Here is a 12,195-nt window from a genome sequence, read left to right as displayed (position 1 = left end):
TTGTTACTTTTCCGCCTTTTCTATGGCGGTATTTATATCTTCCGGAGCCAAATTGGCACTGAGGAAGTCTGTCGATACTGGTGTATCAATCACTAGCCGCGAGACTTTGCCAATCTGGAGGAACCCTGACGAAATGCTGTAATCCTGAATATGACCACCTCCTTGGCGGTCATCGGTAATAAAGTGTTCGTGATAGCCGGGTACATTGATGCCAGTCGTATATTTAGGACTACGAAAGCCAGCGACCACGCCTTGCTTATGCGTGAAGCGGAACGTTGGTTGTTCTTTGACCACTTCAAGCATTGGCCGATAAGGGCGTGTTTGTTTAGGTACGGTGCGAGTACGAACTGAATCGAAAACGCCATCAATGCGCACTGCGCAAAATAGGTTATCGCTTGGAACCATGTCGTCTATGAGGCTATGGACTTCATGACGTGACATGCGCGATGTTAGTGGCAGCTCGATATCAGGCTTAAAAAAAGTCATGACAGCAAAGGGCGTTTTTTGCGCCAGGTCTGCCGGGTTTGCGGAGCCATCCGACTTGAGTTGAAAAACTTCCTTATCAAAAGCAATCAACTCACCATCCAATTCATTGAACGTACCTAAACCAAAATCCCCATGTTTCAGCAGTTCTTCTATGGTTGTTGAGCCTTCGTAAACACCAGCGATCAAAGCACTCATTAACGAAGTCTGATAAATCTCACCATCTCCGGTAACGTGATGGTATTCAGAAAATTCTTTCGCTACTTCAAGCGAACAAGCACATAGAGGGTTATAAAATCCACGCATGAGTAAGACCAGTTATGCAATGAAGAGTATATTTAGATTGACTTCTACACGGTGCTAAATCCAATATAAAAAAGATTTATTTTGATATGGAAAATATATGGAATTTCGCTACCTGAAGTATTTTGTCGCGGTCGCCGAGACTCGTCACTTTACCCGAGCAGCTGAACAGCTAGGGATTGCGCAACCTCCTTTGAGTCAACAAATCAAAAAGCTAGAGCACGAGCTTGGCGTGGACCTATTTAAGCGCTTGTCTAGAGGAGTAGAGCTGACCCATGCTGGCCAAGTCTTTTATACTGATGCGGTAAATATTCTTGCTGATGTGGAACGCGCTAAAGCAAAAGCTCGACAGATTGCCCGTGGTGAAAATACGCAGGTTAAAATCGGGTTCGCAACGTCAACATCAACCTGCATTAAGGTATTAGAGAGGGTGGGGCGAATTCAAGAGGATGGAGTTCACTTACAGACGGCGGAACTGTCAATGCCAGAGCTTGCCGCTCAGTTAAAAAGCAAACAACTTGATCTCGCAATCATGCGGCTACCCTGCTACGCCAGTGAGCCTTTTGAGCACAAGGTGTTGTTTAACGACCCGTTTGTCGCGGTGATTCCGGCGGGGCACGAGCTGGCAAAGTATCCCTGTATCCAGATGAAACAGTTGAGAGACCATAAAATTTTACTGTTTCCACGAGAGACTGGACCTGCATTGTTTGATGGCATGAGCACACTTTTTGCCGACGCAGGAGTAAGACTCGAACCACAGTTTGCAGCACCGCAACTTCGTACGACGATTGCCATGGCGCAGGCTGGGTTAGGTATTGCTCTCGTTCCGCGTTCACTGGCTGAACATCTCGATGATTCTGCGACAGTCGCCGAGATTGATGATATCCCTCTCACTAGTCGTGTTGTTGTTGCTTGGGAGGCATCTAATCTCAATAAACAAGCGTTGAAAGTAGCCATGAACATCGGTCATGTTGAGGCTCTGCTTTAGGCCAAATCATTAGCTCAACACCGCTTGATCAAAAGGCTTCGTTTTATAAACGTTTTTGTTCTTTGGTGATCCAAATACGATATACACTTAATAAGCCGTATAATATTTTCATTGTGATTTGTTTCACGTTAGAGCTGTTTAAATAGATATTATTTTATCAATATTTACTGTATGACCCATCAATAATCATAGAATTTTAAATTCCAGTTAGACTTGAATGTATTGAGAGAGTAAAAGTTAACTCAGTTTCATATGTCAGCCAGCTGGAAGGAATTGAAAGTGTTAGATACAAGTGTCCAAGAGACATTAATTAACGGCATTGAATTAGATATTGATATTACTCCGACTTTTTCACTTGCTGCTCAGCAAAACTCTTATCCAATAATTAAGTCTATCCGAGTGAGTTACCCTAAAAAAGAGGAACAAGAATCCCCCACATATCGGTCGCTTGTTCTTAAACTCGAAGGAGTTGAAGGCTGGCTAGATGAAACATCATGGCATATTGATCGCTTAGAGCCTGGTGAGGTAGTAAGTTTAAAAGTAAAAGAGTTACAGTTTCCCTTTGATAAGCTGTTTGGGTTAACTGAAGAAGTAAAACTATCTTTGTTTTTTAAATTGATGAGTGACGATGGGGAGGTACTCAAAGAGTGTAAAGTTCCTCTTGATGTTCTGCCTGCTGATTATTGGGGCGGAGAGATACGTCAACCAGCTCTGTTAGGTGCATTTGTCAAGCCCAACGGTGTATATGTTGAATCTCTTATTCACAAGGTTACACAAGTTCTTGAAAAAGGTGGCTATGGGCGCTCTGTCGATGGCTATCAGTCGAATACACGTGAAAAGCCGTACCTAATGATCGCAGCTTTGTGGAACGTAATTTTTCAAGAAAAGCTAGCTTATGTAAGCCCGCCTAAGGGGTTTGCGAAATTGGGTCAGCGCGTTAGGTTGCCTTCTGATATTAGTAATTCCAGAATGGCGGCTTGTTTGGATTTGTCTGTGTTGTTTGCTAGTTGTATCGAAGCAATGGGTTTGAATCCTGTCGTGGCAATCACGGAAGGTCATGCTTTTGCGGGTGCTTGGCTTATTGATGAAAGATTACCTATCTTAACAAATGATGACCCGCAGGATGTAAGAAAACGGATAGATAACCGTGATTTAGTGTTGTTTGAAACGACTTTAGTTACTAGTGACTCTCCAATTACTTTTGAGCAGTCGAGAGAGCATGCTCGAGAATTGCTATCAGAAGAACATGAAAAACAGTTTGTGATGGTCATTGATATTGCTCAAGCGAGAGCGCAAGCGATAAAACCACTCTCAACCGTAGAAGCTACACGAGAAGAAAAAACGTCAGAAGATACTTCAGTTGAGCTGATGTTACCTGTTGTTCCACCGTTACCCCCTGTGCGAAAAGAAGAACAAGTGATAGAGGAAACTCCAGAAACTAGGATCGATACTTGGTCACGCAAGCTTCTTGATTTAACAAAGAAAAATAGCCTTCTTAACTTTAGTGACCGAGCCATTGCGATCAAATTGTATTGTCCTGATATTGCTGCGATCGAAGATATGTTGGCAGATGGCGTAAAATTTAAGTTTCAGTCTGCACAGGAAAGTCCTTACTTTGACTCTGAGCGCGATAACGAATTGTTTCGTCTTCAGTCAGGGTCTGATCTCCATCGAAGTTACGCGTTCAATCAAATTCAGAATAAGATTCTGATTGCTAATCAGTCACCTAATCGATTAGAGCGAAACTCTGTAGAGTTGTTCCGAAAAGCAAAAAATGATCTGGAAGAGGGTGGTTCGAATACGCTTTTTCTAGCGCTTGGCTTTTTGAAATGGAAAGAGAACCCAGAAGATACAAGAAGTTATAAAGCTCCTCTATTATTAATTCCCGTAAAGCTTACCCGTCGTAGTGCTCGTGCGTCTGTTTACGTCGAGCAACTTCAAGAAGAAGAACCAATTTTTAATCTTACTCTTATTGAGTTTCTGCAATCCGAGCATGATATCAACCTAAGTGAATTTCGAGATGAATTACCGATGGATGATAGTGGTATAGATGTACCATATGTATGGCACAGAGTAAGAGACGCCGTTAAGGAACAAGCTGGTTTTGAGTTAGTGGAAGAGCTAGTTTTAGGTTCTTTCTCTTTCGCTAAATATCTGATGTGGAAAGATCTTAAAGATCGGTTAGATGATCTCAAGGAAAATTTATTTGTTAAGCATTTAGTTGATAACCCTAGGGACCCATACCCTCAAGAGAGCTCGTTTATCGAACGAGAAGAAATTGATGAGAAATTAGATCCTGCCTCGATTTATACTCCTTTGAACTGCGACAGTTCTCAGTTGGTTGCAGTGGATGCTTCTGCTCGTGCACAAGATTTCGCTCTGGAAGGGCCACCAGGAACCGGAAAGTCAGAGACTATCGCTAATATCATTGCTCATAATATCGGGCTCGGGCGAAAAGTACTCTTTGTCGCGGAGAAAATGGCTGCACTGAATGTGGTATATCGCCGTTTACAGAAAGTAGGTTTGGATCATCTTTGCTTGGAACTACATAGCAATAAAGCGAACAAACGAGCAGTTCTTGAACAATTAAATAAGGCATGGCAGAAAAGAGAAGGTTTAAGCTCTGAAGAATGGGAAGCGAATATTATAGAGCTCAAGTCGAGGAGAGATGAGCTTAACAATTATGTTCGTGCTTTACATGGAAAGTCAGCATTTGGAATCTCAGCCAGAGACGCTATCTCTACCGTTGCTCTAAATGGTGAAACCTTAAAAGTCAAGCTAGATTGGCTCCCTGACATAACAGCAGCTCCTATTTCTACAAAAGAGGATTTAGTTAGGCTTAAAGAGTTAGTCGGGAGGCTAACACTAGCATTCTCTGATATTAAGAGCTTGAACATCAACGTATTTATGCCAGTTTTTGCTACTGAGTGGTCGAATGTTTGGCAGTCTAATTTACTTGCTGTTATTGATGACTGGTTAAAAAACTACGATGTCTTAATAGATTGGACACAACAGGTTCAATCGAGTTTTTCGCTTACCTCGATACGCCAAACGCTTAAAAATGTTGAAGCACTAGAAAGTGCTTATGAGTTGGCAATGATCGCAACGTATGAAGATATTGCATTCGCTGTAGATTCTGGTTCAAAAGAACGAATTGCAGCCATTCAAGAGTTGTCGGTATTAAAAGCAGATTACGACCAGCAGCTTAAAGACATATCGCATGGCGTGACTAGCGACAACTTGTCTAAGTTACCCACAGAGAGATGGCTGCAATTGGCTGAAGAAGCTAAAACAAGTTGGTTTAAAGCAATATTTCGCAAGCGTAAGATAAATCGCGAAGCGAAAGAGTTTGGCCTGTCTCAAATTGAAGATTTGTTACTTCTTGAAAAAATTGCGACGGTTCAGAAGCTCAAGAGCTCAATAGAAGAACATATCAACATTATTGGGGATTACTCGGTCTGGAAAGGTTGGGATACGTCTCACGAAATATTAGAAAGCACTGCAGTAACAGGGAAAAAAATTCGTGAGATTGTATCTAACCTGGTTAGCTTGACTGATGAACCCTCTGAAATATTGATTCCGATAAGAAAATGGTTTGTAGATGGGAGAGAGTTTTTAGAAGAGTCGAAAGTATATTCAAGCCTAAATAACTTTTCCAAGGCGGTAAAAGAATTCAAAAACTCGAATTCGATTGTTGCGGAACTTGGAGTCAGTATACCCGAGCAAGCTGAACTTGAATCACTATCTCGGAATTTTAATGATATAAAGACTCAGTCAAACAAGTTGAAAAACTGGTGTGAGTGGCAATCAGCCAAGCAAAAGGCGTATGACAATAAGCTTGATGTAATGGTTAAAGCTCTGGAATCAGGAGTAAGTAACCCTGAAGAGTTAAATGAACAATTTCGAGTTGCTTTTTCTTATTGGCTCGCCCCACTTCTTATTGATGCCAGCGATGAGCTTCGAAAGTTCAAAGCTTCAACGCATGAACAAACAATAAAAGAGTTTCAAGTGGTAGACGAACGTGTTGCTAAGATTACAAGCGATTACGTGGTTGCACTTGCTTCGAAGAGTGCTCCTACACAACAATCTACGGAGCAGAGTTCGAAACAATTTGGTGTATTAGCTAAAGAGCTTCAGAAAAAAACTCGGCATATACCAATCCGAAGTTTGATTAGTGAGCTAGGTCATTCGTTATTGGATTTGTGTCCATGTTTAATGATGTCACCACTGTCCGTTGCTCAGTTTTTGCCCTCTGATTTCAGAGGATTTGACTTGGTTGTTTTTGACGAAGCATCACAAATGACCACTTGGGATTCTGTAGGTGCTATAGCGAGAGGGAAAAACGCAATCATTGTCGGTGATCCAAAACAGATGCCCCCAACAAACTTTTTCTCTGCTCGAGGGAATTCTGATGATCCAGATGAAGAAGATCTAGAGTCTATTCTTGACCAAGCGCTTGCTGCGAGGTTACCGCTTAAAAGGTTGATGGGGCATTATCGAAGTAGGCATGAAACCCTTATTGCTTTTTCAAATAATAAATATTATGAAAATTCATTAGTAACTTATCCTTCTTCAGAAACAAAAGATTCAGCAGTTTCTTTGCATCGAGTTAACGGAATTTATGCTAAAGGAGCGGGTCGCAACAATACGGCTGAAGCAAAAGCAGTCGTAAATGAAATTGTTCGAAGATTACTGGATAAATATGAACAAGATAAGTCTATAGGTGTAGTAACTTTAAATACTGATCAGCAAAGAACGATTGAAGATCTGTTAGACGACGCAAGAAGACAAAACCCTGCTATCGAAAAGTACTTTCAAGAGGGGTCAGGAAGAGATCCTGTTTTTGTTAAGAACCTAGAGTCAGTTCAGGGTGATGAGAGAGACGTAATCATGCTCAGTCTCGCGTATGGTCCTACGGAACCAGGAGCCAAAACGATGAGTATGAATTTTGGGCCACTCAACAAAAGCGGGGGAGAGCGCCGCTTAAATGTTGCGATTACTCGCGCAACCACGGAGGTTGTTGTCTTTAGTAGTTTTGACTCTTCAATGATTGATTTAAGCAGAACGAACTCGGTTGCCGTTGAGCACTTAAAACACTTCCTTGAATTTGCAGAAAAGGGGCCAATTGCTTTATCTGAGATTGCTTCTGCAGAGCATGGAGTCGATCAATTTGATAGTGATTTTGAAGAAGCGGTAGCTCAAGCTTTAAGAATTAAAGGTTGGAAAATACAAACACAAGTAGGAGTAAGTAAGTTTAGAGTTGATCTCGGAGTACTTCATCCAGACAAGCCTGGCAAGTACATAGCTGGTGTTGAGTGTGATGGGGCTACGTACCACTCTTCTCCTGCAGCCCGAGATAGAGATCGGGTAAGACAGATAGTTTTGGAAGGTCTAGGATGGAATATTGTTAGGTTATGGTCGACGGATTACTTTATTGATCCTGAATATGCAATTGAAAACATTGACTCAAAACTTAGAGAAATACTTGAAGTGGAAAGGGAGCGAGACATACTGCTAGAAGCAGAAGCAGAAGCAGAAGCAGAAGCAGAAGCAGAAGCAGAAGCAGAAGCAGAAGCAGAAGCAGAAGCAGAAGCAGAAGCAGAAGCAGAAGCAGAAGCAGAAGCAGAAGCAGAAGCAGAAGCAGAAGCAGAAGCAGAAGCAGAAGCAGAAGCAGAAGCAGAAGCAGAAGCAGAAGCAGAAGCAGAAGCAGAAGCAGAAGCAGAAGCAGAAGCAGAAGCAGAAGCAGAGGGAAAAGTAGTGTTAGCGAAAGGTCCTTCAACTTTAAACTCAGGCACAGGTTTTTGTCTTGAACAAACTGGGATCTCTGGTAAAGAATTTGATGAAATCGAGAACGCTTCATCGATTACATTGGATGCCGCAAATTATTTTAAACCTGAATACGTTGATAGGCTCACTCAACTTGCTAAAGACATCCTTATCGAACGCCCTGGTATTACGCTGCATGCACTTACCCTTGAAATAGCCAACCTACATGGCTTAACACGTACAAGCAAAAAGCAACTCGAGTATATGAGAAAAATACTTGATACTTTCGCTGGTATCAAAGAGAGCGATGGGTACTCTCCAACACTCTGGGTTTCGCCGAGTAATATGGTCGATTTGATTGAGTGGCGGGGTGTAGAGGCATTCGGTTATGAACGAAAGTGGAATGAGCTGTCGTATGAGGAGGCTTTGGGGCTTGCTAAGTTTGCGATTCAGAAGAACCCAGAAGCGCCAATAGATGTTATTTGCGATGAGTTAAATATTAAGAGACGTCATGAGACATCCTTGAACCAATTTGCTATTTGGCTAAAAACCGTTAATGAATTTGACGATCAGAAATAGCTAATACATATGCTTGTCAGGCCTGATGCCTCAAAGCTTAGGAACTGACAAGCCTTTCTCGAATACTTTATATACGCAGTTAGATTAAATCATTAACAAGGATGTGTAATGAGAAATAGAAAATGGATATTTGCGGCTATTTTGCTTATTGGAGGACCTTCATTATTGCCCTTTAGTTTGGAAGTGATCTCAATAATTGAGCTGTTTGGTCTTTTGGGCTTGTGGACAATTTATTCATCTTACGCTGAATATTTGGTGAATCACCCTTGGTTTAAAAGAGGTCTGCGTTTAGCAACCAGCTGGGAATTTCAGCCTCAAATGCTGTTCTCGCTGAGAGAGCTTAGGGCATGTCCACAGTTAGTTTTCCACATGCTTCCTGTTCAAAGTGTGATGATCTGGACTTTGAACATTATTTTTTGGGCGAGTGTGGCTTGGTGCTACAGAATTTAAGCGAACAAATTGTTCAAGAGGGGTTCGCAACGCATGGCATTTTTACTGTGCGTTGGTTTTAGTGATTAAGGCGGTATGCAGTGGTATCAGTATTGAGTCGCTCACCCGTTAACAAGACGCCAAACCGCAAGGATGATGGATGATTAAAGCGCAAGTATATGATGTATTTTGTGATGAATTGGCTAAAGGTAACCCTTGTGGCGTTGTCGAACTAAATCACTGGCTGAGTGATTCTGAGTTACTTCAAATCACTCATCAGGTCGCTCAACCTGTCACATCATTTGTGGTTCAGTCTGGCAGTGACTACCACATTCGCTGGTTTAGCCTAGCAGGAGAGATCAACCTATGCGGACACGGAAGTTTGGGCGCAGGCGCTGCAATCATTTCCAACTATCATAAGAACGAGGTCATTCTACAAAGTCAGTATGGTCATGTTACCGTTACTGAACTGGATGGAATGTACAGGATCGTGATGCCAAGTTGGCAAGCCAAGCCTCATGTCATCCCCTTGGATATTTCAGGCTTCTCAAATCGCCCCGTAGATGCTTTTACAACGCGTGATTTGGTTGTTGTTCTTGAATCAGAAGATGATGTTGTTCGCTATCAACCTAACTTTGATGAGCTGATTAAAATTGATGAGTTTCATGCTGTCATCGTGACGGCTCAAAGTTCTGATAGTGGCTATGTGCTGCGTTACTTTGCACCTAAAATCGGTATTTCAGAAGATCTTGCCACAGGTTCGGCTCAGTGCTCATTAGCGCCTTATTGGTTTGAAAGGCTGGGCAAAGAAAAATTGACGGCTCGCCAGCTATCTCGCGCTGGTGGTTATTTTGAAGTGGCGCGCGGTTCAGAATCTACTATCGTATTGTCTGCACACGTGAAAAGTCGGACTTGAATGCAAACGCCTCTAGCTCTTACATAAGATCTAGAGGCACCCATTTTAAAGTGCCGAGCTAAGACTTTAATCCTGCTGCTGTCAGCATTATTCGAAAGAACATAGACACCAACCCTAATGCAGCGACGCTAGCGATCCAAATCCCAATCATCCATGCCCACTGGCGACACCAATTTTTGATTTTCATAATCACTCCTCATTAACTCGTTAATGGTACGCTTCGCCTTCTTTCACTTTTCCAGAAAAGACGTAATAACTCCAAAAGGTGTAAGCCAGAATGATCGGGATGATGATCACCGCTCCAACGAGCATAAAGCGCTGACTGCTTGCAGGAGCCGCTGCTTCCCATATCGATATGCTAGGAGGAATGATATTTGGCCATATACTGATGCCAAGCCCAGCGAACCCGAGAATCACGATCACCAATGCCATCACGAAAGGGCTGCGCTCTTTACGCTTTTTAACGGAGTCGGCAATCTTCAAACATACCAGCCCAGTAATGACAGGTACGGGCAGTAAGTAGAACAAATTAGGCAGAGAAAACCATCTTTCCGCAATGGCAGGGTAAGCAAGTGGAGTCCAAGCGCTCACAATGACTAATGCGGAGATCATCGCCAGTAGTGTTTTGTTAGTGAAGCGATACATCGTGTTTTGCAGTTCACCTTCCGTCTTCATGATGAGCCATGTGCTACCAAGTAGCGCGTACGTTGCGACTAAACCCAAACCACAAAAGATAGGAAAAGGGGTGAACCAGTCTAGTTGGCTACCTACGAAAACGCGGTTTTCCACCGCAAAGCCTTGAATTACCGCGCCAACAACGATGCCTTGGAAAAACGTGGTTAAAATCGAGCCGACCATAAAAGAGCGATCCCAGAACTTTAAGTGGTTTTCCAATGCTTTAAAGCGAAACTCAAACGCGACGCCACGAAAGATCAAAGCAATCAACATCAACGTCAAAGGGATGGTTAGCGCTTCAATAATTACCGCGTAAGCCATCGGAAAAGCGCCAAATAGAGATGCGCCTCCAAGCACAATCCAAGTTTCGTTGCCGTCCCAAACTGGCGCGACACTGTTGACCATGACGTCTTTTTGTTTTTCATCCTTGATGAAGGGCATCAGTATTCCAATACCCAAATCGAAGCCGTCCATGATGATGTACATCAAAGTGGCAAAAACGATGATCGCGAACCAAATCACGGATAAATCAAAATGCATATTCTCTACCTTCACTTTGTGACAAATTCTAAATGCGACCTGAAACGGTCGTCATGTCGTGCTCATCGTGCTCGATTGCATCGGGGCCTTTCTTGATTTGGTGGATCATGTAGTAATAACCAAAACCAAATACCAAGCTGTATACAACAAGGAAACACAGCAGGCTGATGCTCATTTGTAGGTCTCCGTGTGCAGAAACCGCATCACGCGTTTTTTGTACGCCATACACGACCCAAGGTTGCCGACCAACCTCTGTCGTAAACCAGCCAGCGAGTATTGCGATAAGACCAGATGGCCCCATAAATAATGAAAACTTGAGGAACCAACGCGAGGTATAAAGCTTGTTCTTTTTTCGTAACCATATGCTGTAGAAGCTTTGAAAAATCATCAGAAGTCCTAGCCCGACCATGATTCGAAATGACCAAAAGACGATAGGTGAGTTCGGTCGTTCCTCTTTCGGGAAGTCTTTCAGCGCCGGGATTGGCTCAGTTAAACTGTGGCGTAGGATCAAACTTCCTAGAACAGGAATTTCTAAGGCATAGTCTGTGCGTTCTTGTTCCATGTTTGGCATGCCGAACAATATCAATGGGGTTGGTTTGCCATCGCTGTTATCCCAATGTCCTTCGATGGCAGCGATTTTGGCGGGCTGGTGTTCGAGAGTGTTTAACCCGTGTACATCGCCAATCACGGCTTGGAGTGGCGCAAGGAACACTAAGATCCCGAGCGACATCGAAAACATCGTTTTTACCGCAGTCGATTGATTGTCTCTCAATAAATGCCAAGCGGCTGAAGCGCCTACAAAGAGTGCTGAACTGACGAAAGCCGCGACGCTCATGTGCGCCAAACGATAAGGAAATGAAGGATTGAAAACGATAGCAAACCAGTCGGTTGGCACCACGCGTCCGTCAACAATTTCATAACCTTGTGGCGTTTGCATCCAACTGTTGGAGGCGAGAATCCAGAAGGTCGAAATTATCGTGCCTAACGCCACCATCGAGGTTGCAAAAAAGTGCAGCTTTTCGCCGACGCGACGCCACCCAAACAGCATTACGCCAAGAAATCCGGCTTCGAGAAAGAAAGCCGTTAACACTTCATAAGTCAGTAATGGGCCAGTGATAGAACCAGCGAAGTCGGAGAAACCACTCCAATTGGTGCCGAATTGATAGGCCATGACAAGACCAGATACAACACCCATTCCAAAGTTAACCGCAAAAATTTTCGACCAGAAGTGATAGAGCTTTTGGTAATCGGGATTACGTGTTTTTAGCCATAAGCCTTCCAGCACGGCGAGATAGGTGGCCAAACCTATGGTGATAGCGGGGAAAATAATATGAAAGGATACCGTAAAGGCGAACTGTATCCGTGCAAGCATAAATGCGTCGAGGCCAAACATTAAACTTCCTTTGATCTTTTAAGTTTTATGAGAGAGCTATTTTAAAAGGAGCGAAATGAGGGAAGTAGGTACAGACAGTGACTATAAACCTATAACAGATTAAATATTGAAGTGTTATTATTT

Annotated in this window: 8 protein-coding genes; 4 read left to right on the top strand and 4 right to left on the bottom strand. The window is 43.0% G+C overall.

Annotated elements, in window-relative coordinates; translation table 11 throughout:
• Positions 1-3: 3 nt before the first annotated feature.
• Positions 4-789: an acetolactate decarboxylase gene (budA, locus tag ACHFJ9_RS02275; protein WP_005392587.1), complete on the bottom strand. Its 786-nt coding sequence runs from the start codon at positions 787-789 to the stop codon at positions 4-6.
• A gap of 97 nt (positions 790-886) precedes the next feature.
• On the opposite strand from budA, the gene ACHFJ9_RS02270 reads away from it, so the two are divergent.
• The 4 genes from ACHFJ9_RS02270 to ACHFJ9_RS02255 all read left to right on the top strand — a co-directional run bounded on the left by ACHFJ9_RS02270 (position 887) and on the right by ACHFJ9_RS02255 (position 9,464).
• Entirely contained in the window at positions 887-1,774 is an 888-nt protein-coding gene (locus ACHFJ9_RS02270) for a LysR family transcriptional regulator (RefSeq protein WP_395355049.1), read from the top strand.
• 279 nt (positions 1,775-2,053) lie between these two features.
• Positions 2,054-8,119, top strand: coding sequence for a DUF4011 domain-containing protein (locus tag ACHFJ9_RS02265; protein ID WP_395355047.1), 6,066 nt, complete (start codon positions 2,054-2,056; stop codon positions 8,117-8,119).
• A 108-nt stretch (positions 8,120-8,227) separates the two neighbouring features.
• On the top strand, positions 8,228-8,569 hold the full coding sequence (locus ACHFJ9_RS02260) for a hypothetical protein (RefSeq protein ID WP_301583515.1): 342 nt from the start codon (positions 8,228-8,230) through the stop codon (positions 8,567-8,569).
• Positions 8,570-8,708: 139 nt separating this feature from the next.
• Entirely contained in the window at positions 8,709-9,464 is a 756-nt protein-coding gene (locus ACHFJ9_RS02255) for a PhzF family phenazine biosynthesis protein (protein ID WP_301656361.1), read from the top strand.
• A 58-nt stretch (positions 9,465-9,522) separates the two neighbouring features.
• Here ACHFJ9_RS02255 and ACHFJ9_RS02250 read toward each other — a convergent pair whose 3' ends face one another.
• Genes ACHFJ9_RS02250 through ACHFJ9_RS02240 form a run of 3 tightly spaced genes read right to left on the bottom strand, consistent with a single transcriptional unit; the run spans position 9,523 to position 12,072 of the window.
• On the bottom strand, positions 9,523-9,651 hold the full coding sequence (locus tag ACHFJ9_RS02250; protein ID WP_395355044.1) for a DUF2474 domain-containing protein: 129 nt from the start codon (positions 9,649-9,651) through the stop codon (positions 9,523-9,525).
• Positions 9,652-9,671: 20 nt separating this feature from the next.
• The gene (gene cydB, locus ACHFJ9_RS02245; protein ID WP_150916824.1) at positions 9,672-10,679 is read right to left on the bottom strand and encodes a cytochrome d ubiquinol oxidase subunit II; all 1,008 of its coding nucleotides are present in this window, start codon (positions 10,677-10,679) and stop codon (positions 9,672-9,674) included.
• Positions 10,680-10,707: 28 nt separating this feature from the next.
• Positions 10,708-12,072, bottom strand: a complete 1,365-nt coding sequence (locus ACHFJ9_RS02240; protein WP_395355042.1) for a cytochrome ubiquinol oxidase subunit I — start codon at positions 12,070-12,072, stop codon at positions 10,708-10,710.
• Positions 12,073-12,195 lie beyond the last annotated feature (123 nt).

The organism is Vibrio sp. D3 (genome assembly GCF_043995865.1).
GTDB classification, from domain to species: Bacteria; Pseudomonadota; Gammaproteobacteria; order Enterobacterales; family Vibrionaceae; genus Vibrio; species Vibrio diabolicus.
Note: the sequence above shows the minus strand (reverse complement) of the source record. Positions and strands in the feature narration are given on the sequence as shown.